The 21,806-nt window shown below is 68.8% G+C and carries 18 protein-coding genes; 8 read left to right on the forward strand and 10 right to left on the reverse strand.

Translation table 11 applies throughout. The features are described 5' to 3' along the window. The first annotated feature begins 72 nt into the window (after positions 1–72). Genes trmB through FEK34_RS24150 form a run of 3 tightly spaced genes read left to right on the forward strand, consistent with a single transcriptional unit; the run spans position 73 to position 5,041 of the window. Positions 73–891 (forward strand): tRNA (guanosine(46)-N7)-methyltransferase TrmB, encoded by an 819-nt coding sequence (trmB, locus tag FEK34_RS24140; protein WP_138451299.1) that lies wholly within the window; start codon positions 73–75, stop codon positions 889–891. Continuing rightward, the gene (locus tag FEK34_RS24145) at positions 891–1,598 is read left to right on the forward strand and encodes an NYN domain-containing protein (protein ID WP_036541350.1); all 708 of its coding nucleotides are present in this window, start codon (positions 891–893) and stop codon (positions 1,596–1,598) included. Before trmB ends, FEK34_RS24145 begins: the two co-directional genes overlap by 1 nt. Further along, on the forward strand, positions 1,598–5,041 hold the full coding sequence (locus FEK34_RS24150) for an MMPL family transporter (protein ID WP_138451301.1): 3,444 nt from the start codon (positions 1,598–1,600) through the stop codon (positions 5,039–5,041). The genes FEK34_RS24145 and FEK34_RS24150 overlap by 1 nt, the downstream gene beginning before the upstream one ends. 60 nt (positions 5,042–5,101) lie before the next feature. On the opposite strand, the gene FEK34_RS24155 is transcribed toward FEK34_RS24150, so the two are convergent. The 5 genes from FEK34_RS24155 to FEK34_RS24175 all read right to left on the reverse strand — a co-directional run bounded on the left by FEK34_RS24155 (position 5,102) and on the right by FEK34_RS24175 (position 12,001). Beyond that, a complete protein-coding gene (locus FEK34_RS24155; protein ID WP_249359548.1) occupies positions 5,102–7,369 on the reverse strand; it encodes a DUF2339 domain-containing protein in 2,268 nt (755 codons plus the stop codon). A 463-nt stretch (positions 7,370–7,832) separates the two neighbouring features. Then, a complete protein-coding gene (locus FEK34_RS24160) occupies positions 7,833–8,501 on the reverse strand; it encodes a DUF1707 SHOCT-like domain-containing protein (protein ID WP_138451416.1) in 669 nt (222 codons plus the stop codon). Between the two features lie 184 nt (positions 8,502–8,685). Next, positions 8,686–9,342 (reverse strand): response regulator, encoded by a 657-nt coding sequence (locus FEK34_RS24165; RefSeq protein WP_138451302.1) that lies wholly within the window; start codon positions 9,340–9,342, stop codon positions 8,686–8,688. 18 nt (positions 9,343–9,360) lie between these two features. Further along, the gene (macS, locus tag FEK34_RS24170; RefSeq protein WP_171048369.1) at positions 9,361–10,536 is read right to left on the reverse strand and encodes a MacS family sensor histidine kinase; all 1,176 of its coding nucleotides are present in this window, start codon (positions 10,534–10,536) and stop codon (positions 9,361–9,363) included. After that, positions 10,517–12,001, reverse strand: a complete 1,485-nt coding sequence (locus FEK34_RS24175) for an AI-2E family transporter (RefSeq protein ID WP_432760983.1) — start codon at positions 11,999–12,001, stop codon at positions 10,517–10,519. The genes macS and FEK34_RS24175 overlap by 20 nt, the downstream gene beginning before the upstream one ends. A gap of 101 nt (positions 12,002–12,102) precedes the next feature. Between FEK34_RS24175 and FEK34_RS24180 the strand changes: the two genes are divergently transcribed. Genes FEK34_RS24180 through FEK34_RS24190 form a run of 3 tightly spaced genes read left to right on the forward strand, consistent with a single transcriptional unit; the run spans position 12,103 to position 15,141 of the window. Beyond that, on the forward strand, positions 12,103–13,623 hold the full coding sequence (locus FEK34_RS24180; RefSeq protein WP_171048370.1) for an adenylate/guanylate cyclase domain-containing protein: 1,521 nt from the start codon (positions 12,103–12,105) through the stop codon (positions 13,621–13,623). 4 nt (positions 13,624–13,627) lie between these two features. Further along, positions 13,628–14,722, forward strand: coding sequence for a lysylphosphatidylglycerol synthase transmembrane domain-containing protein (locus FEK34_RS24185; protein WP_138451304.1), 1,095 nt, complete (start codon positions 13,628–13,630; stop codon positions 14,720–14,722). A 47-nt stretch (positions 14,723–14,769) separates the two neighbouring features. Then, positions 14,770–15,141 carry a DUF3054 domain-containing protein gene (locus FEK34_RS24190; RefSeq protein ID WP_138451306.1) on the forward strand — a complete coding sequence of 124 codons (372 nt, stop codon included), beginning with the start codon at positions 14,770–14,772 and terminating at the stop codon, positions 15,139–15,141. 60 nt (positions 15,142–15,201) lie between these two features. Here FEK34_RS24190 and FEK34_RS24195 read toward each other — a convergent pair whose 3' ends face one another. Then, positions 15,202–16,881 (reverse strand): NTF2-like N-terminal transpeptidase domain-containing protein, encoded by a 1,680-nt coding sequence (locus tag FEK34_RS24195; RefSeq protein ID WP_249359556.1) that lies wholly within the window; start codon positions 16,879–16,881, stop codon positions 15,202–15,204. A gap of 310 nt (positions 16,882–17,191) precedes the next feature. Here FEK34_RS24195 and aroQ point away from each other — a divergent pair, with 310 nt between their 5' ends. Continuing rightward, complete coding sequence (gene aroQ / locus FEK34_RS24200) at positions 17,192–17,665, forward strand: type II 3-dehydroquinate dehydratase (protein WP_138451310.1); 474 nt, start codon at positions 17,192–17,194, stop codon at positions 17,663–17,665. A gap of 242 nt (positions 17,666–17,907) precedes the next feature. Here the strand turns inward: aroQ and FEK34_RS24205 are convergent, their stop codons facing one another. Continuing rightward, complete coding sequence (locus tag FEK34_RS24205; RefSeq protein WP_138451312.1) at positions 17,908–18,360, reverse strand: nitroreductase family deazaflavin-dependent oxidoreductase; 453 nt, start codon at positions 18,358–18,360, stop codon at positions 17,908–17,910. A gap of 372 nt (positions 18,361–18,732) precedes the next feature. On the opposite strand from FEK34_RS24205, the gene FEK34_RS24210 reads away from it, so the two are divergent. Continuing rightward, positions 18,733–19,383: a trimeric intracellular cation channel family protein gene (locus FEK34_RS24210; RefSeq protein WP_249359558.1), complete on the forward strand. Its 651-nt coding sequence runs from the start codon at positions 18,733–18,735 to the stop codon at positions 19,381–19,383. A 117-nt stretch (positions 19,384–19,500) separates the two neighbouring features. Here the strand turns inward: FEK34_RS24210 and FEK34_RS24215 are convergent, their stop codons facing one another. The 3 genes from FEK34_RS24215 to FEK34_RS24225 form a co-directional block, all read right to left on the reverse strand. Then, the gene (locus tag FEK34_RS24215) at positions 19,501–20,037 is read right to left on the reverse strand and encodes a peroxiredoxin family protein (protein ID WP_212748816.1); all 537 of its coding nucleotides are present in this window, start codon (positions 20,035–20,037) and stop codon (positions 19,501–19,503) included. Between the two features lie 141 nt (positions 20,038–20,178). Beyond that, a complete protein-coding gene (locus tag FEK34_RS24220; protein WP_249359560.1) occupies positions 20,179–20,715 on the reverse strand; it encodes an RNA polymerase sigma factor in 537 nt (178 codons plus the stop codon). A 283-nt stretch (positions 20,716–20,998) separates the two neighbouring features. After that, complete coding sequence (locus FEK34_RS24225) at positions 20,999–21,796, reverse strand: ArsR/SmtB family transcription factor (protein ID WP_138451316.1); 798 nt, start codon at positions 21,794–21,796, stop codon at positions 20,999–21,001. Between the last annotated feature and the right edge of the window lie 10 nt (positions 21,797–21,806).

The following is a 21,806-nucleotide window of genomic DNA, read 5'->3' on the forward strand; positions in this document are numbered from 1 at the left end:
GGGCCGGTCAATGCCCGTTTACCGCCCGCGCGGCCCGGTAACCACGCGGTCGCCTGCGCCGTAGAACACCCGATGCTGGACAATGGACGTGTGAACGACGCCGCGAACCATACAGACGAGTCAGTTCCGGTCCCACCGTCCACAGCATCGGCTCCGGCTGAGGCAGGCCGGCGGTCCAAGACCGGGTCCCGCCTGTATCCACGGGTGACCAGTTTCCGGTCCCGGCGCGGCGCTCTCACTCCCAACCAGCAGAAATCCTGGGATCGCACCTGGCCGCTGATCGGTCGCGAGGTGGCCGACGAACCGCTGGACGCCGACGCCTGGTTCGGCCGTTCGGCCCCGCTGGTCATCGAGATCGGCTGCGGTACCGGCACCGCGACCGCAGCGATGGCGCAGGCCGAACCGCATCTGAACCTGATCGGCATCGAGGTCTACCAGCCCGGCCTGGCCCAGCTGGTGCAGGCGATCGAGCGCGAGGAGATCCGGAACATCCGGCTGCTGCGCGGCGATGCCGTCGATGTGCTGGAGAACATGATTGCCGAAGAGTCGCTGACCGGCGTGCGCGTGTTCTTCCCCGACCCATGGCCCAAAGCCCGCCATCACAAGCGCAGGCTGTTGCAGCCGGCGACGTTCGCGCTCATCGCCAACCGGTTGAAGCCGGGCGGTGTGCTGCACGTCGCGACCGATCACGCGGGTTACGCCGAGCACATCGCCGAGGTCGGCGCCGCCGAACCCCTGCTGACCGGCCTGAACGAGACCACCGGCGGGGTCAGCGCCGAGCATCGCGACAGCGCGCCGATCGGTTTCGAGCGCCCGGTCACCAAGTTCGAGGGCAAGGCCCATCGCGCCGGAAGCGCTATCACCGAGTTCATATGGGGGAAGATCGAATGATGAGCGTCAGTGAGATGGCAGCGGCCGCGGACGAGGTTGCCGGCGAGGTGCGCGGCGCCGACACCGCCGATATCCGCCGAGTGCTGTTGGTCTGGGACGCCCCCAATCTGGACATGGGACTCGGCGCCATCCTCGGCGGCAGGCCGACCGCCGCCTACCGTCCCCGTTTCGACGCCCTCGGCCGCTGGCTGCTTTCGCGCACCGCGGAGCTGTCGGTCGGCGCCGGGCAGCGGGTGGAACCCGAGGCCACGGTGTTCACCAATATCGCGCCCGGCACCGCCGATGTGGTGCGGCCGTGGGTGGAGGCGCTGCGCAACGTCGGTTACGCCGTCTTCGCCAAACCCAAGATCGACGAAGATTCCGATGTCGACGCCGACATGCTCGCCCATATCGCCATGCGCCGCCGCGGCGCCGGCCTGGCGGGCATCATGGTCGCCTCCGCCGACGGGCAGGCCTTCCGTGAGCCGCTCGAGCAGATCGCCGCCGACGGTGTGCCCGTCCAGGTACTGGGCTTCCGCGAGCACGCGAGCTGGGCGGTCACATCCGATACCCTCGAGTTCGTCGATCTCGAGGACATTCCCGGCGTGTTCCGTGAACCGCTGCCACGGGTTAGCCTCGACTCGCTGCCCGACGAGGGTGCCTGGCTGCAGCCGTTCCGGCCGCTGTCGGCGCTGCTCACCTCTCGCCCCGCACAAGGAGTCGCTTAGTGTTCACCCGCTGGGGCGATCTGGTCTACCGACTACGTTTCGCCGTCATCGGCGTCGTCGTGGCCGCACTGCTGGCTCTCGGCGGCTACGGTCTCGGACTCGGCGACCATTTGAGCAACAGCGGATGGGACGACCCGACCTCGGAATCGGCCGAGGCGGCGCGGATTTCCGACTCGGCCTATGGCCGCGATCACACCAGCGACGTGATCGTGCTGTACACCGCGCCCGAGGGCAGGACCATCCAGGACCCGGAGTTCAGCAGCAAGATCATCGACAGCCTGAACCGGCTGCCGCGTGAACATCCCGAGCAGATCGCCAAGATCAACGGCGCCTACTGGGCCACCGAAACCGGTCCGGCGCAACCGAGTCTGTTCGGTTCCAAGGACGGCAAGCACACCTTCGCCTCCATCGCCATCGTCGGCGACAACGACACCGAGATGGTGCGCAACTTCCGTGCGGTGAAGGACGTCTTCTATATCGACGGCGTCGACGTGCAGGTCGCGGGCCTGCAAGCGGTCGCCGGCACTCTCAACGACACCATCGCCAGCGACTCCAAACGCATGGAGGTCCTGGCCATTCCGGCCGTGGCGATCCTGCTGTTCTTCATCTTCGGCGGTGTGGTGGCCGCAGCGCTGCCGTTGATCGTCGGCGGCCTGACGGTGATCGGCGCCAACGGCATCGTCATGGCGTTGACGAATTTCACCGACGTCAACTCCTTCGTCTCCAACGTGGTGTCGATGATCGGCCTCGGTCTCGCGATCGACTACGGCCTGTTCATCGTCAGCCGATTCCGCGAAGAACTCGCCGAGGGCTACGACACCCCGGCCGCCGTCCGCCGTTCGGTGATGACGGCCGGGCGCACCGTGGTGTTCTCCGCGACCATGATCATCGCCAGCCTCGGCGGCATGCTGCTGTTCCCGCAGGGCTTCCTGAAGTCGGTGGCCTACGGCACCATCGCCACGGTTTCGCTGGCCGCGCTGACCTCGATCACGCTGCTGCCCGCCATGCTCGGCATCCTCGGTCCGCGGGTGGACAAGTTCGGCCTCAAGTGGTTCCGCAAAACCAAGACGGCCGAAGAAGTCGAGAACGGTTTCTGGGGTCGCTCCACCCGCTGGGTGATGAAGCATCCGCTCAAGATCGCCATCCCGATCACCATCCTGTTGCTGTTGCTGATCATCCCGGTGAAGAACCTCCAGTTCGGCGGCATCAACGAACGGTATCTGCCGCCGGACAACCCGACCAGGATGGCGCAGCAGAACTTCGACGAGATCTTCCCGCTGCGCAAATCCGATCCGGTGCAGCTGATCATGGTTTCCGACAACAGCAATTCGGTCGGCAAGGTCTGGAAGCAGGCCAGCGAGGCGCCGGGCCTGGCGGGCAAGTTCGAGGTGCCGTCGCGCTCCACCGAGCAGACCGACGTCTACCGCACCACGGCGACGCTGATCGACTCCGAGGACTACCGGCCCACCATCGAATACCTGCGGGCGATGGAGGTTCCCGACGACGTCCGGCTGCTGGTCGGCGGGCAACCCGCGTTCACCATGGACAGTATCGACGCGCTGATCGACCGCATGCCGTTGATGATCGCGCTGGTGCTGTTCGTGACCACGGTGCTGATGTTCTTGACCTTCGGGTCGCTGGTGCTGCCGATCAAGGCGGCGTTGATGAGCGCGCTCGGCCTCGGTTCGACGCTGGGCATCCTGACCTGGATCTTCGTCGACGGTCACGGCGCCGATCTGCTGAACTTCACTCCGCAGCCGATCATGTCGCCGGTGCTGGTGCTGATCATCGCGGTGGTCTACGGCTTGTCCACCGACTACGAGGTGTTCCTGATATCTCGCATGGTGGAAGCGCGCGCACAGGGCGCCTCCACCACCGAGGCGGTGCGCATCGGTACCGCGCACACCGGCCGCATCATCACCGCGGCCGCGCTGATCCTGCTGGTGGTGACCGGTGCGTTCGCGTTCTCCGATCTGGTGATGATGCAGTACATCGCCTACGGCATGATCGCGGCGCTGTTCATCGACGCCACCATCCTGCGCATGCTGCTGGTGCCCGCCACCATGAAGCTGCTCGGCGACGACTGCTGGTGGGCGCCGGCCTGGATGAAGCGCATTCAGCAGAAGATCGGCCTCGGCGAACCCATCCTCGACGACGAACGGCCCACCAAGGGCGAGGTCGTCGACCTGGTGAAGACCACCCCCATCACCGATCCGGTGACGATGCAGATGCCCGCCATGCCGGAAAGCCAGCAGCGTAAGACGCCGCGGCGCCCGCGCACGGTGGAGGAGATCGAGGCCGAGGCGCCCACCCAGCGCCTGGATGCCCTTCCGCCGGAACCGAACCGGCCGCGCGGGGCGTCGTCCACGCAGCACATTCCGATGCCGGTGCCGCCGGATCCGACCAGGCCGCGCGCGGCGCACGCGACGCCGCCGGAGCCGGAGCCTCGTGCGGGCGAGACCGGCGGATCGACCTTGCGGTCGACGCCCGATTCCCCGCAACCGCGCGGTTCCGAACGCGTCCGGCCGCCGCGCACGGTCACGCCCGATGCCGGGGTGGCCGGTGAGGTCGCACCGGTGTCGGAGTCCGGTGTCATCGGCGGTTCGATCGGTTCCACGCCGAGCCACGCGAGCGAACCCACTCCCAGCCATTCAGCCGAAACGAGTGCGGGCCACTCGGGCGGAACGGGTCCCGGCCACTCGGCCGAATCGCGTCCGGGCAACTCGGGCGAATCCGCTGCGGGCTCATCCGCTTTCGGCGGCCAGTTCGGTCCCGCCGATCCGACGCGTCCGCGTCCGCACCCGCCGGAGCAGCCGTTCGCGGCGTTCGGTGAACCCGTCGGTCACGGCAATGGTGCGATGGAAACGTCTGGGCCGCAGCGTGATCCGTTCAGCGCCACAGCGAGTGAGCCCGGCCCCCGCCATGGTGGTGCCGAATCGCCTGCCCGCCACGGCGACCCGGCGCCACACCGTGCCCCCACCGACTCCGCACCCACCCACCGCGCAGAGCCGACTCCGGATGACGCGACGGCGACGGCGTACTTCCGGGTGCCCGAGCAGCCCGCGCCCGACCGGCTGCCTCCGCTGCCCGGTTCCGGGTCGTCCACCGAAGCCGCTCCGGCACCTTCGCCGGCTCCTGCACCGGAACCGCAGGCGGCACCGCGTCCGCTACTGCCACGCGTCTCCACGCCGGGTGCATCGGCGAGTCCGGCGCCGGCACCCGACGAGTCGGCAACGACGGAAGTCCCCGCACAGCCATCGGATTCGGCGCAGGCGCCCGAACCCGAACCCGGCGACGACAGCCGCAGCAGCATCGAGAACTGGATGGCCGAACTGCGCTCCTCGCGCCGCCGCACCCCGCCGCCGGACCAGGGTCGCCACCACTCCGGCGATGGGCGCACGGTCAGCGTCAACGAGCTGCTGCGGCGGCGCGACAGCGAATAGGGCCGTCCCACCGACGAAAGAACCCGGCGGATCTCCGCCGGGTTTCTCCGCTCGCGCCGTTTACGGCGTCGGCGAGTTCTCGTTGCCCGCGTCGGCGAAGGCGCGGGCGTAGCGGGTACCTGCCAGCAGGAGCAGCACGCCGACGATGAGGAAGGCGGCGACGCGGACCAGGCCGTCGAGGGTGGCCAGGTCGAACAGGAACAGTTTGGCCAGGGCGGCGGCGGTCACCAGCAGGCCGGAGCCGAGCGCCAGTTTGGCCACGGCCGGTGAGCGGGAGAGCTTGCGCAGGCCGTAGAGCAGGGCGGCGGTGGCGGCGGCCATCCAGGCGATGGTCGCGGCGCTGTGCCCGATCAGGAACCCATCGGTGGCACCCGAGGCCACGCCGATCGACACCGTCGCCGCCGTCACCGCGTACAAGCCGGCCAGGCTCCCGGTCACCCAGAGCACCGCGTCGGCGACATCGCCGTCGATTCCGGGCAGCCTGCGTACCGCCCACACGCCCACCACCACGACCGCGAGGGCCAGCAGCGCGGCGAGCAGCGTCGAGATGCCCAGCTGCTCCTCGGCGAATCGTTGCACCGCAAGGGTTTCCGGCGACGCGCTGTCGAGGAAAACCAGCGCGCCGAGCACCGCGAACATCGCGCCGATCCCAGCGGCTACCGCATTGCGCTGCTGTCCGGCGACACCGAGGAAGCCGAGCGTGACCAGGAACAGCGCGATCGGGAGGGTCTGCACATTCGTCACCCCGATGCACGCCTCGAGCAGCGCGAACGAGCCGGCGACGGCCGCGGTGATCGCGGTGTGCGGCGGAATGAACTGGTGCACACGCTGCTTCGGCACGACCGCCGTTGCCGCGACGGCCAGCAGAACCGCGGCGAAGAGCGCGGCAACGAGCACCGAGGTGCGGCGCTCGAACATCACCGGCGCGGCCAGCAGCGGCGTGGCCGCCATCGCGAGGGTGATCGTGGCGGTGATATCGCCGGACCGTTTGCGCACCGCCAGCACCGCACCGACCAACCCGACGGCCGCGATCGCCACCGCGGCGGTGAGCAGCCAGTACAACCGCGCCCGCTCGGGGTTGTCGAAGGTGGCCACGGCAATCGCGGCCAGTGTTGCGAGCACCGCGGGCGCCGTGCGGATGACGTGCAGGACCGGCCAGTTGCGCGCCAATTGCACCGGCACGCAGGCAGTTTGCAGAACGATCAGGAACCCCAGCAGCGCCAGTTCCACCGTGACCACCGGCGACAGCACCGCCGCCCCCGCCACCACCAGCACGGCCAGCGTCTGCGAATTCCACCGCATCGCCAGCCACACCCCCGCCGCCGCGACAGCCGAGGCCAGCGCCAGCCCCACCACCGGCGGCAACCACCCGTACACCGTGGTAACGCCGACTACATTCAGGTAACCACCCGCAATACCGGTGGCCGCCAAGGCGATTCCCCCGACCTGCCCACCACTGCGCCCGAACACCCGTACCCCCGCGCCCACCAGCGCCGCCGAGAACGCCACACCGCTCACCACCCGAGGCACCGGCCCGAAGAACCCGGCCTGCGCCGCCAGCACCAGCAGCATCACCACCCCGATCAACGTCACCGCGACCCCGGCCACCGCAAGCACCCGGCTGATCACGCCCTCCTGCTGCCACCACGGCGTCCGCTTCGGCCGCTCCGGAGGCCGCCACGCCCCCGCCGGCGCACCCCACCCCCGGCCACCCCGCGGGACCCCATACGGAACGCCGCCCTGCGGAGCCCAGCCCGGCTGCGCGTAGTTGCCACCTGTCTGCCCGTACGAGCCACCTGGCTGCGCGTATCGGCTACCTGGCTGCGCGTACCCGCCACCCGGTCGCGCGTACTGGCCACCCGGCTGGGCGTACTGGCCACCCGGCCCGTACGCCCCGGGCGTGGCGTTGCCCGTTGAGCGCTCTGGTTCATCGGCCTGCGGCACGGCGGCGGTGGTTGTGCTCGCGTCAACGCGCTCTGCTGCGACCGCCGCACCGCGCGATGCCTCGGTTGCCGCATCGCCGTCCCGCACCTCGGCCTTCCCCGCGGCGCGGGCCGGTTCACCCGGACTCGCAGCGCCCGACGCGGATCCAGGTGCGCCGGCCGCGCCGGCCTCCGCTGGGCCGGTGCGCGCCGAGCCGGCGATCGCCGCGCTCGCCCCGGCGGACGGGCCCGGCGACGGCTCCCCGCCCGGTCGTCCTGCTCGCTCCACGGCGACCTGGCATCGCAAGAGCTCCAGGTCGCGCCCCAACGCCCACATCTGGTTGCCGAGCGTCTCGAACTCTCCCGACAACCGCGAGATCAGCACCGGATCAATAGCTGTACCCATACTTGAAATGCTCGTTCCCGCACGCGCGGCACACATGAGTAGAAACACCCGGCGACCGGCGAATATCTACCCGAATCCGCAGGTACACGGGCTACCGCGGGCGGTTGGCGTCGCCAGTAGACAGCGAGAACCCATACCCGGTTCAGCTCGGGCAGCGGCTCGGCGTCGGTTCCAGAGCCCGCAACGGGGGTCGGCCCAGTCGGCTGGACGCGCGGCGGGAGCGGCGTCCATTCTCATCGGTCGTACGGGCTGCCTAATTCGCTGTGGGCGATAGCGTCCAGGTCAGCCCGAACCTGCTCCGCGGCGAGTATCGGCGCCCCGGCGGTACCCTCCGCGAATTCTTCCCTCGAGACGAACCGGCGCGGCCGGACTGCGGTCCCGCTCGCCGGCTCCTCGCCCGGCGAAGCCGACCTGATGCGGCGCGGCTCCCGGCAGGGTGATCCGGGACCAGTCGAAGCGGCCATCAGAACCCCATGAGCTTGCGCCAGTTCGACATGAACGGGTGCTTGGCGGTGACGGTGCCGAAGCGGGTGCGGCCGTGCACGATCAGGTGCAGGCGGCCGATGGGTGGGCCGGTGCGGACCTTGTTGTTGGCGGTCGAGCCCACCAGGTCGAGGCCGTTGAGGTCGACGGTGGCCTCGCTGGGGACGATCAGGGTGAGCCCGGTGAAGTAGTCGTCGACGTGCAGCTCCACCACCTGGGTGGTCATGATCGCCTCGGTGAAGTCCAGGGTCACCGAGGAGAAAATGTTGTTGGCGTGCAGCGCGGGCGCCACCTGCCAGGGACCGCGTCGGCTGAGGGTGGAGAACCGGCTGCGGATGACGTTTCCCGGATGTGGTGACATCGGGGCCAGGTGCGGCATCGCGGCCAGGTGCGGCGCCGGCGGTTCGCTCAGCGGGCGTGGCGCGTTCACGAAGGCGGTCGACGGTGCGGCGGGCTGCCCGACCAGCCGGACGCCGGGCAGGTCGATGAGCACGGAGTTCAGTTCGCCGCGGGTCTTGGCGGCCAGGGCGGTGTCCATCCGCTCGGTGAACTCCCCCAGCGACAGCATCCCCAGCCCGACGGCGCGTTGCAGCAGCTCACCCACGTGTTCCCGTTCGGCGTCGGAGACCCGTAGGTCCCGATCGCCCACCGGCCCGCCGGAGCCGATGCCTGATGAAACCGAATCGGGGCCGCCCATGAGTCCGAGGTTACCGAGTAAGCGCCCGCTCCGGCATCGGGGCGATCCCCGATTCCGCTTGGCGCCGCATCCTCCGGAAGTCGTACGAGCGCGGCATCAGAACCCCGGCTCCGCGCTCGCCGCCCGGCATCCCGCCCTACTCGAGCCCCTGCTCGATCGCGTACCTGGTCAACTCGACCCGGTTCGCCAGCTGCAACTTCCGCAGCGTCGCCTGCACATGGTTCTCCACCGTGCGATGCGATAACCCGAGCCTGGACGCGATCTGCTTGGCCGACAACCCCTTCGCCACCATCCGCAGCACCTCGGTTTCGCGTTCGGTGAGCGCGGGCCGCGGCGGGGTGGCCGGGTCGGCGGGTGCGGTGGCGATGCGGCGGTACTCACCGAGCACCAGCCCGGCGAGTCCGGGCGTGAACACCGCTTGACCTGCGGCGGTGGCGCGCACGGCGTCGCGCAGTTCCGCCGAGGACGCGCTCTTGACCAGGTACCCGGTGGCGCCGGCCTTGATGGCGTCGAGCACATCGTCACGTTCGGCCGACGCCGACAGCACCAGCACCCGGCTGTCCGGCGAGACCCGCAGCACCTCGGCGGTGGCCTGCGCGCCGTTGCCGTCGGGTAGCTGCATATCCATCAGCACCACGGCGGGGCGCACGGCGGCGGCCCGTCTGGTCGCGGCGCCCACACCGTCGGCGGTGGCCACGACCTCGAATCCGGATTCGGTCAGGTCGCGGGAGACGCCGTCGCGCCACATCGGGTGGTCGTCCACCACCATCACGGTGATCGCGTCTTCGCTCATCGGATACCTCCCTCTCGCTCAGCCACGCGGCACCCGGAATTCCCATTCGGTGCCGAAGCCGACGCCGCCGGTCTCCTCGGTCAGCAGTTCCGCTGTCCCGCCGAGCGCCTCGATCCGGCCGACGATGGAGCGCGAAACACCCATCCGCCCTTCGCGTTCGGCCTCGGCCAGCCGTCCGGGTGCGATGCCGACGCCGTCGTCGCGCACGCTGACGATCACCGCGTCGCCGGTGTCTTCCAGCAGCACATAGGCTTTCGCGTCCGGCCCGGCGTGCAGCCCGACGTTCGACAGCGCGGTGGCGACGGCGGCCGCGATCTCGGTGGCGGCCCAGCGCCCCACCGGCACCGGATCGCCCGGCGTCGACACGAAGACGTTCGGCGTGGCGTGTTCGGTGAGCAGCGGCCGCAGATCGACCTCCGCCCCACCGTCATCCACGCGGGCACCCTGCTCGGAGATGAGCACCCGCAGCGCCACTTCCTGTTCGCCGGCCCGCTGCGCGAGTTCGGCGGTGGGTCCGCCGATTTCGGTGCCGCGGCGTTTGATGTAGCTGAGCACTTGCAGCACGCCGTCGTGCACCTGGCGGGCGAGTCGTTCGCGTTCTTCGGTCGCCGCCGTCAACCGCACGGCCCGCTCGAGCTGGCGTTGCGCGGTGCGCGCGGTATTGGCGGCGAGCCCGAGCGCCAGCCCGACCGACACCAGCACTGGCGCGGTCGCATCGGTCCACACATCCTGGCCCCACTGGTCGCGCACGGTGATGCTGGCGGCGGCGATGAGCATGCTCGAACCCACACCGAACAGGGGCCCGCGCAGGATCGCCGCCGAGATCACGGCGTTGGTTGCCCACAGTGTCGTCGGCAGGGTCTGATGGCCGTGGTACCAGTCGTAGTCGGCGACCAGCCGGGTCGAGGCCATCAGCGCGATCACCACCACATGGTCGCCGAGCACCACCCAGCCGCGCAGCCGGATCGCTTCGGGGAAATGCCACTGCGACAACATGATGGCCGAGATGCCCGACCACACCGCCATGCTCGCGATCAGCACCCAGCTCAATCGCTGGTTGTGGTAGTACGGCACCGAGGCGACCTGCTGGCCCACCGCGTACAGCAGCGTCACCAGCCGGAAGGCCTGCGCGGCCCGCCACAGCGGCGCCGTGGCGGTGTCGGCCGGGTCCAGCTCAGTCGTCCGGGGTCGCATCATCGCTGGTCCCGGCGTCATCGGCGGTGTCTTTGCGCCGAGCGTCGCCGCGCTCGTCCGGCCGGACATCGTGGTCAGCCGCCCCTGGCTCATCCGCCCCACGTTCGCCCGCGACAGACTCGCCTGTCCCCGCCCGTTCGGCACCGGCCCCGCCCGGCTCACCAGATCTCGCCGCGGTCGATTCGGTTGCGGCACTGCCCGCCTTGTCGGCCCCTACCTTCCCCGCGCCGAGCTTCCGCTGCGCCCCGGCCAGCATCGCCCCCACATCGAACCGCCCCGGCTCGGGCACATCCGGTGCCGCCGAATACAACCGGCCGTCGTCGGTATGCAGCTCCTCGAACAGCTCCTCCGGGTCCTCGGCCAGCAGCGACCGGATCGCGGTGTTCATCACCGCGACGAACGGCACCGCGAGCAGACCGCCCGCGATCCCGCCGAGCACCACGCCCGCGGTGATCGCCAGCACCACCGCCAGCGGATGGATGCTCACCGCCCGCCCCAGCAGCAGTGGCTGCAACACATGCCCCTCGAGCTGCATCACCGCGATGATGATGCCGAGCACGATCAGCGCCGTCACCAGGCCCTTGGTCACCAGCGCGATGAACACCGCGACGAACCCGGCCAGGAACGCGCCGATGATCGGGATGAACGCGCCGACGAACACCAGCGAGGCCAGCGGCAGTGCCAGCGGCACCCCGAGAATCGCCAGGCCGGCGCCGATACCGATGGCATCCACCGCGGCCACCGCGACCGTCGCCCGGACGAACCCGACCAGCGAACCGAAGCCCAGCTCACCGGCGGTGCGCACGCGCCTGCGGTGCGGCGTCGGGACGATCCGGGTGACGAAATGCCAGATCTGATCGCCGCTGTAGAGGAAGAAGATGAGGATGAACAGGGTCAGGAACGTGCCGGTGAGGATGTGGCCGATCACCGTCGCGGTGGTGAGGGCCCCGCTGGTCAGCTCGTCCTGATTGGACTGGATGGCCTTGACCGCGGTGTCGCCGGCACTGCGGATCTGGTCTTCGCTGAGGTGGATCGGCCCGTTGATCAGCCAGTCCTGCACCTCTTTGATGCTGTTGGTGAACTGATCGGTCAGCTGCGGCACGCCCTCGACGAACTGCTCCACCACGAAGGTCAGAATCCCGGCGACCAGTCCGAGCGAGCCGACCAGCACCACGAACACCCCGACCCAACGGGCGATCCCCAGCCGTTGCATCCAGTCCACCAGCGGCGCCAGCAGCGCGGCCGCCAGCAGCGCGATGGCCAGCGGAATCACCACCGTCGCCAATCGCTGCACCACCATGGCCAGCACGGCGACCAGCGCGAAGATGACGAGTAATCGCCACGCCCACTCCGCGCTCACCCGCACGATCGGATGCACCGCGTCGGCCGCCGCCGACGCTCTCCCCTCCCGCTGTGCCGCCGTCTCCGGCGTCGATCCCGCGGAACCTGACTTCGGCTCGGTCACCTTGCCGAGCTTATCGGCGCAACACCGCCGCGCAGAGGATAGATGTTCGAAACGCTAGATTGGTGATCGTGTCAGCGCCCTTGGAAGCGGTCAAACAGACCATGCATACGCGCTGGCCGCTGTACCTGACGTCGATGCTGTTGGCCAACGCCTTCGGCGCGGTGCTGGTCTGGGCGTTCATCCAGTACGGACTGCCCATACCCGAAGGTGAGGCCGCCGGACCGCGCCAGGTGGGCCTGCTGATCCCGGCGCTGGTCTTCGTGATCGGCGGCCTGCTCAGCGTGGTCGCCTCGGCGTGGATGCTGCGGCCGGTGATGCGGTGGCAGGTGCGCGGCGGCCCGCCGAGCAGGCAGGAGCAGATGGCCGCCCTGCACGCGCCGCTGCGGCAGTCGATCCTGCATCTGGCGTTGTGGATCGTCGGCGGCGCGGTGCTGGCCTCGCTGATCATCGTCGACACGCCCGAGTTGGCCGGTGCGGTGATCGTCACCGAATGCATGGCCGCGACCATCGTGTTCGGCTTCACCTACATGCTCGGTGAACGCATCCTGCGCCCGGTGGCCGCCGAAGCGCTCACCGCCGGCACCTTCGACCACACCCTCACCCCCGGTGTCGGCACCCGCATGGCGATGACCTGGGGCATGGGCACGTTCGCGCCGACCATCGCGATCGTGCTGCTGTGCGTCACCCAGATCTCCTCCGACATCAAGTTCTCGGCGCAGTCGCTCGCGGTGTCGATCCTGCTGCTGTGCGGTGTGGTGATCATGCAGGCGCTGGCGCTGTCGATGCTCACCGCCTCCAGCATCTCCGACCCGGTGCGCCAGCTCAGCCAGGCCATCGACCGGGTCCAGGCCGGCGCGCGCGATGTGCAGGTCGAGGTGTTCGACGGCAGTGAGATCGGGCTGTTGCAGGTCGGCTTCAACCGGATGATGGAGGAGGCCGCCAAACGGCAGCAGCTCCAGGAGCTGTTCGGCCAGCACGTCGGGGCCGAGGTGGCCCAGCGCGCGCTCGACTACGGCACCGAACTCGGCGGTGAGACCCGCTTCGTCGCGGTGCTGTTCGTGGATATGGTCGGCTCCACCGCGACCGCCGCCGAGCGCCCGCCCACCGAGGTGGTGAGCCTGCTCAACGAGTTCTTCCGGGTGGTGGTCGACGTCATCGACCGGCACCACGGCTTCGTCAACAAGTTCGTCGGTGACGCCGCCCTGGCGATCTTCGGTGCGCCGCTGGACCGTCCGGACGCACCCGCCGCCGCCCTGGCCGCGGCCAGGGAATTGCGGGAGGCGCTGCGCGAGGTGCACGGCCTCGATATCGGTATCGGCGTATCGGCCGGTCTGGCCGTCGCGGGAAATATCGGCGCAGCCAATCGTTTCGAATACACCGTCATCGGAGATCCGGTCAACGAGGCCTCGCGGCTGACCGAGCTGGCCAAAGACCAGCCCGGCCGGGTGCTGGCCTCGGGCTCCGCGCTGTATTTCGCCGATGAAAGTGAGCAAGAGTTTTGGGTGACCGGCGACGAGGTACAGCTGCGTGGGCGGCGCAGAAAAACCAGATTGGCCTGGCCCAAGAACGGCGCCGAGGCCACCGGCGATGCAGACGAAGAACAGGTGCGTTCGTTAGGCTGACCGCGTGACGGCCAACGGCGCTCCATCAGGCGATTCTGTCTCGCCTGTGGCAGCTGCCGCGCCGGTCCGGCGGAATTTCCGGTGGCTGAAATGGGTCGCCGGTGTGGCGTTGCTCGCATTATTGATCGGCGAAGCCATCTATCTCTGGCCGCGTCTGCACGAATCGTGGCGCACTCTCACCGAAATCCATTGGGGCTGGGTAGCGCTGTGCATCGCGTTCCAGGCGATGTCGATGAGCGGATTCGGCCGGGTGCAGAAGCAGTTGCTCGGCGCGGGCGGGGTGCGGGTCGGCCAGCGTAGATCGGTAGCCGTCGTCTATAGCGCGACGGCGATGTCGGTGACGCTGCCCGCCGGGCAGGTCTTCTCCACCGCGTTCACCTACCGGCAGACCCGGCGCTGGGGTGCGAGCCCGGTGGTCGCGTCCTGGCAGCTGGTGTTTTCCGGCGTGGTCGCTGCGGCGGGGCTCGCGCTGCTCGGGTTCGGTGGCGCGCTGCTGGTCGGTAACCGGGTGGGGCCGGTCAAGCTCATCGTGACCGTGCTGGCCGTCGTCGCGCTGGTGTGGGCGGGCAATTACGTCTCCCGCAATCCCGGTGTGATCGAAACGGTCGTGCGCAAGGCGCTCGCACTGGTGAATCGGGTGCGCAAACAGCCGCCGGATCACGGAATGTCCAAGGTCACCGACATGCTCGAGCAGCTGGAATCGGTCGACCTCGGCACCCGTGACGGAGCCTGGGTGGCCGGATGGGCTGTCGTGCACCGAATCGCCGACGTCGCCTGTCTCGGCGCCGCCTGTTACGCCGTCGGCGCCGATCCGAAATGGGCGGGCCTGCTGATCGCTTTCGCCGCGGGTAAAGCCGTCGGTTCGATTCCGTTCGCGCCCGGCGGCATCGTCTACGTGGACGCGACCTTGATCTACGGTCTCACCGCCGCCGCCGGGTTGCCCGCTGCGCAGGCCGTGGCCGCCGCATTCGTCTATCGCCTGGTGAGTTTCATTCTGGTGGCGATCATCGGCTGGATCGTTTTCGCTTTCGGTTTCCGCACCAAGCAGGCCGACGAGGTGGAATACGAAAAGGAATTCGAGCAGCGCCGCACCGGGTAGCCGTGGCGTGGCCGGGGATTGATTGAAACGAACACTAAGCTGGCCGGGTGAGGATTTTCCTGCCGTTGGTGGTCGATGCCCTGCTGGTGGTCCTGTTCTGCGCGATCGGACGGCAAAGTCACGACGAGGCGGTGCTCGCCGGATTGTTGCGGACGGTCTGGCCGTTCGCGATCGGGTTGGCGGTCGGCTGGGCGGTGGCGGTGGTCGCGGCGAGCCGGATGTACGGCGAGGGCGCCCGTTTCGACGGCAGCTCGCTGTGGCCGACCGGGGTGCTGGTCTGGCTCGGCACCCTCGCGGGCGGCATGCTGTTGCGTTCGATCAGCGGGCAGGGCACCGCATTCAGCTTCATGCTGGTGGCTTCGGGTGTGCTCGCGTTGTTCCTGCTCGGCTGGCGCGCCGCCTGGACCGCGATCAACTGATCCGGTTCGAGTCTCCCGCCGCGGCCCGCGCGGCCCGGGCGCTGAATGCCCTGGTCAGGTTCACGGGTCGGGCGTGGTGAACGAGCGAAACATCCGGGCCGCCATCCGCACGGCCGCGTCACCGCCGTCGATGTTATCGATGTGAACCGCGAAGGCCAGATCACCCAGCGTGGCGATCAACCAGCCGTCCTCACCCGCTTCGGCGACGAAACCGGTGACCCCGCCGTACATCCGCAGCTCCGCCATCCGCGGATCGTTCATGCCGTCACGCATCATGGTGCGCAGCCGATCGGTGACCGGCGCGGCCAACGGCTCCAGCGGAGCATCGGTTTCGCTGGGCCGCCCGCGCTCGATCATCGGCGGCGGCACCGAGCCGCGCGCGATGGTCGCGGCGGCGATGGCCATACCGAACGGGCTGGCCAGGACCGCGTCCGCCCCGGCGCCCTGCCGGACCTGCTCGGCGCTGCGGCCCGAGATCGCCAGCCGTCCGGTGACCTCGTCCAGCCCCGGTACCCGGAAATCGACGCCGACGCCGAGCTTGGTCGCCGCCTCCGCGGCCTCCTGCACCGAAACGTCCGCGGGCGCCTTGCCCTTGTCGACGGCGACGAGATTGCGGAACAGCTCGATGTTCGCGCCGATCGGGTACAGCCCGGTGAACGCCACCGGCCCGTGCTCGCTGGCGTAACCGTTCTGGGCCACCGCGACCACCGCACCGGTGGAGGGCTGAATCGCCACCAGCGATGCCGGACTCGCGACGCTGACCACGGCGTCCAGGGCGGCGCGCTGCAACTTCTGGTCCATGGTCGCGGCGATATCCGGCCCGGCCGGGCCCTGTTCACCGGCCAGCTGGGTGACGAATCGGCCGTCCTTCTCGAACAACTGGACGGCCCAGCCCGAGTGCTCCTGCTGGCTGTCTTCCCAGACCTCGGCCAGGGCGTCCAGCATGGGAGAACGCACCCGCCGGTCGACGGAGATGACTCGCGGCTGCTTTTCCATCACCACACCGGGAATGGGCGCCATCAGCGGCTCTAGGATATTGAAGTCGCCGTCGCGCAGGCTCACCGCGACGATCGGCTTGCCCTGCGACGACGCCAGCTGCTGCATCAGATACGGCCCGGTGATGAGCGAGGCGACCGGTTCGATCGCGGCGGCGAGCGCGTTCGTCGAGGCGACCGGATCGGGCATGCGCGCCGGATCCAGTTTGATGACGTTGATGTTCTGCTCGGCCATCAACGGTTCGCCGACGATATCGACCACGCGCGGTGGCGGTTTCGGGGTGGTGCGCACCAGCTTGACGTCGCGGGTGTGGCTCAGCTGCGGCATCACGATCGCCGGGTCCCAGGAGATCCGCCAGCCGATGGCGAGCTTACGGATCGAGCCTTCGATGCTGTAGGACCAGTTCTTCTTCTCGCCGAAGCTCCAGTCGACGTCCATGCTGAACAAACCCGAGGCCGGATCGAGTTCGATGAATTGGGTTTTCTCGTAGTCGACTTCGCCCGATTCCAGGCCCTCGAACATTTGCTTCAGGGTTGCCGAGGCCGCGGTGGGGTAGGACGTCAGCTCCGCGGCGGCCGCGTAGTCATGCTCGTCGAGCAGCTCGGTGAACCGTTCGACGACAGCCTCGGCTTCGTTCGTCTGTTCACCCAGACCACACGATCCCATCGCGAATACCAGAGCCGCCACCCCCGTGAGGGCCAGTGCGCCCCGGAAGCGAAAGCGGCGGGATCCCCACACATCCATGTCGCCCACTCTTCACTCTTGTCACTCCAGTAACAAGACCACCGTACCTGAAAAATCCCTGTTTGCGGCGCCCCCCGAGCCGGGAGAGCGACCCGTACACAACGGTGTCAATTGTGCCCGATCCCTCCCGTCTCCGAAGCCGATCACCAACGTCGTCCGATGGCCCGAAGACAACCGGCGCAGCTACCGTACCGACCGAGCCGACGCGGCGTGCAGATACCAACGAACTCGGCGTTTCACATTAGATACCCCATCCCCTCGGCGCCCAATCGCGAGGGGCGGCGCGGCCCGGATCGGTAAGGTTGCCGGCATGCCCGACACCGCCGCGACGAACCTGCCGATCCTGGTGCTCAACGGTCCCAACCTGAATATGCTCGGCGTACGCCAGCCGGAGATCTACGGTTCCGAGACCCTCGCCGACGTCGTCGAATTGTGCACGCGCACAGCCGCGGGACTCGGCCGCGAGGTGCGGGCCTTCCAGTCGAATTCCGAGGGCGCGCTGATCGATCGGATCCATGAGGCCCGCGGGACGGTATCGGGCATCGTCATCAATCCCGGCGGGCTCACCCATACCTCGGTCGCGTTGCGCGACGCCCTGGTGATTCCGGAGGTGCCGATCGTGGAGGTGCACGTGAGCAATGTGCATGCCCGCGAAGAGTTCCGGCACCACTCGTTCATCTCGCCCATCGCCACCGCGGTGATCGCCGGGATGGGCGTGTTCGGATACGCGGCGGCGATCGAATTCCTGGTGCGGCGTTCGACCGCCGATGCGGTGCGGCACTGACTCACCTACGCCGCTGACTCACCCGCGCCGGTGATCGGCCATGGCGCCGATCGGGCGCGCGGCCCATCATGCGTCGCCGGCCGGGTGTGATTCCTGCAAGGCCGGTGCCGTCCGAGTGATGCTCGTCCTCAGATCCCCCGCCCGAGTGCCGGAGGTTCGGACCGAGCTCGGTGATCGCCGAACGCGCTCGTTGCCGAACAGGTGTCGCTGACGGTCGGCTGCCGAGCAGGCGGCGTTGCCGATCAAGCGATGCGGAAGACGGGGAAGCCCGGCGCGATCGCGGCGAGCTCTTCATCGGTGGCGTCCTTGGTGACGCCCTCGAAGAACCGCCCAACCTCCCAGCCCCAGCGCTTCAGGTAGGCGCGCAGCAGCGGCACCTTGTCGGCGTCGTCGATCTCGCTCGCGGTGAACGCCTCGACCTTGCGGCCCAGCCGCAGCTCACCCTCGCCGGCGACGCGCAGATTCCGCACCCACTGGGTGTGCCCGCGCGGCGCGACCAGGTAGCGCGCCCCGTCGATGTCCATGACATTGACCAGCGTGCTGCGCCACTGCCCGCTCTTGCGGCCGCGCACGGCCAGCAGCCGCGAGCCCATGATGCTGATGCCCAGCTTGGGCAGGGTGTTCATGATCCGATTCATCGTCGCCTCACCCCGCCCGGGGCCGATGTATCGGGTCGCCGCGTTCGTGCCGGTCATATCCGTCTCCTTTGTGAGCGTTGCTCTCTGTTGAGAACAACAGTCTCATACCGTGCACCCGGACGTCAAGAGCAGTGCTCTCTATTTCGCCCCGCATTGCCACACTCAGCCGGAGCAGCCGCCGAGCCCGACGGCAGTGCGGCGCACTGCCCCCGTGCGACGTGGCGATCCAGCAACGGCGGTGCGCTGGGCCCCGTCGAGCCCGGGCCAGTAGGCCGCAATGCCGCTACATGCGACCTGGCGATCCAGCGGCGCTCGCAGCCATCGAGCCCCGGACCGGTGCGTCGCAATGCCTCCATTGCCACAAACCGGCAGAACATCGAGTCGGCCGCCGGGTCGGCGTGTCATCCGTTCGCCGCGAGCGTGGCGCTGGTGGACGATGGTCGGGTGGCGGCGGCTGATCTTTCCGATCTGTTTTTCGTGCTCGATTTGAGCGGCGTACTCGCGAACGCGATCTTGGGCGGGGTGCTGGCGCGGGCCGAGCGGTTCGACCCGATCGGCTTCGTGACCTTGGCGATCCTGTCCGGGCTCGGCGGCGGCCTGATCCGCGACACCCTGCTCCAGCGCGGAACCCCCATCGCGCTCACCAACTACGCCTACCTGGTGACCGCGCTCGCCGGCGCGTTGATCGCGTTCGTGCTGCTCATCGAGGGCAAACTCTGGGACCGCACCTTCCTGTTCGTCGACGCCGCCGCCCTCGGCTGCTGGGCCGCTACCGGCGCCCAGAAAACCCTGGCCGTAGGCCTGGGCTGGCTGCCGGCGGTCCTGCTCGGCACCATCACCGCGGTCGGCGGTGGCATGGTCCGCGACATCGTGCTGCGCCGGACCCCACGCATCTTCGGCGGCAACACCCTCTACGCCACCGCCGCGCTGGCAGCGAGCATCGTCATGGTCACCCTCGCCGCCGCCGGCCAGACCACCGCGGGCATGATCTGCGCGACCACCGTCGGCGCGGGCCTGTGCCTGGTCGCGCATTGGCGCGGCTGGACTCTGCCGGAAAGCCTCCCGCGGCGCGTGGAGTGAGTCCCGCACATCACGGCCGCACACCGCCTCGGCCCACGTCCGGCGAGGAGCCCGAGCAGGGCTGCTCGTCGGCCACGCGGCCATGGGCGGCGCGGGCCGAGAACACCCGATGTGCGGCTATGTGCCGGCCCGGCTGCGCATCGCATCGATGGCCGCCGCGATGCCTTTCTTGTCGTAACTGCTGACGGGCATGGTGGCGCCGTGGGCGTGGCGGATGATGCCGTCGGCGTCGACGAGCAGGCTGCCCGACTGCTGCATCGTGCCGAATACCGTGCGGGTCAGGCCGATCGACGCGTGCGGCGTCCCGGTCGAGCCGACCAGCACCGTGAAGGGGATGCCGTGCCGGGCTTTCCAGGCCAAGGCACGGTGGCGGTCTTCGGGCACGGCGATATGGACACGAAGGCCCGCGGCCTCGAATTCGCTTCGGCGCGTGACCAGATCGCGAACATGCCGGTTGCAGATCGGGCAGGAGGTCGAGCGCGTGAAGTACAGCAGAGCGCCGTTCGCGCCGAGATTCTTCGACAGGCGCCACGGCTGCCCGGCGGTGTCTTCGAGTTCCAGGGCAGGCAGGGGTGATCCAGGTGTAAGCATGATGATTCCTCGGGTTCGACGGAGGTAGAGACATTCGACGGAAGTAGAGAGGTTCGGCGACACCAGGCACATTCCGCGGCACCAGTGACAATCCGCGGCAGCAGTGACGCACGGCGGCAGCAATCACATTCCGCGGCGGCAATGGCGTTCGGCGGCAGCTATGACGTTCGGGGCAAGGGGCGACGGGCCCAGACCCGCAGCTGACTACAGCGTGTCGGCGAGGCCGAGCCGAACCGCGGCACGCGCACGATGCAGCTGCGACTTCATCGCCGCCGTGCTCAGGCCGAGCGCGTCCGCCGTCTCCCGTCCCGGGTGTCCGAGCACATCGCGCATGATCAGAACCCTGCGCTGTAGCGGAGGCAGCTCGGCGATGGCGCGGGCCAGCTGTTCGGCATCGAGCCTGCGCAGCACTTCGTCCTCGGCGGAGAGAACCGTCTCGACGGTCACCGCGTCGCCGTGCTCGCGGTCGAGCACCCGCCGGGCCCGCCGCAGGCATTCGTTGCGCACGATCCGGAACATCCACGACGCGATCGCCGTGGCCGCACGCAATGTCCCGATCTTGCGATACAAGATGATCAGCGCTTCTTGCGCAGCGTCTTCCGCGTCGGCCGACGACGCACATAAATGCTGGGCGAAGCGCCGCACGTGCGGATGCGCCCCGTCGACGATCGCGGCGATCGCCTCCCGGTCGCCCCGCTGCGCCGCCGCCACGAGCTGTTCACCGGCCCATCCGCGTTCCACTCCGGGCCTCCCCTCGCTGCTCTGCCGCGGCATCCGCGAGTCGCGCGACCACGCCGATGTCCGGCGTGCTCATCGGTCTCATGTCAACTATCACAACGATAAGAGCGTCGCCGACCGGAAAAGGATTCGAAGCGTCCTGCCGGCATCCGGATACCTGCGACAGCAGCTGTAGCGTCGAACCCGCGTGCCGGTCCGGGACCGGCGCGGCTGACGGGGAAATCGGCGCGGGGGCGACCAGATAGGCGGGCCGCACCTGGCCGACGTGCTCCCCCTCGCCGGTTGATCAGCTGTCGGCCGGCTCGGGCAGCACCTCTCCGGTTTCCAGCAGGGTTTTGAGGTTGGAGAGAATCGACGGCCAGCCGCCCTGAACTCCTTCGAGGACCCGGCTGCCGGGTGGGAAGCCGTCGTGGACGACGGTCAGTTTCACGATCTCGCCCTGCGGTTCGATCTCGAAGGTGACCTTGGAGCGGGGTTCGGCGGACCATTCGGCGAGTTCGTCTGCGTCCATGCCGAATTCGGCGGCGAATTCGGGGCCGATGGTGTGCCAGGTGTAGGACAGGCGGCGGGGTGGATCGGATTCGAGGACGACTTGTTCGGCGTCTTTGCCGACCCAATTGCCTTGTTTCCACACCATTTCCGAGCCCTGCTGCCAGTCGGTGTCGAAGGTGGCGCCCCAGTAGCGGCTGGTGAAGGCGGGGTCGATGAGGGCCTGCCAGAGTTTTTCCGGGGTGGTCTTGATGTAGGTGGTGTAGACGAATTCGGTGTCGCTCATCGGGCTGGTCTCCAATGCGGATTTCAGGTCGGCGAGGGCGGTGACCCGCGCGCGGTGGTAGCGGTTGATCCAGCGGTCGGCGATGGCGTTGATGGGTTCGGCGTTGAGGTAGTGCAGTTTTTCGCGGCCGCTGCGCCGGGTGGTGACCAGGTTGGCGGCCTCGAGTACCGCCAGGTGTTTGCTCACCGATTGGCGGGCCATGTCCAGCTCGGCACACAGTTCGCGCAGGCTCTGGCCGTTACGGGCCTGGAGGCTGTCGAGTAGCCGTCTGCGGCTGGGGTCGGCCAGTGCTTTGAATACCTCGTCCATCGCCGTTCTC

Source organism: Nocardia cyriacigeorgica, assembly GCF_005863245.1.
GTDB lineage: Bacteria > Actinomycetota > Actinomycetes > Mycobacteriales > Mycobacteriaceae > Nocardia > Nocardia cyriacigeorgica_C.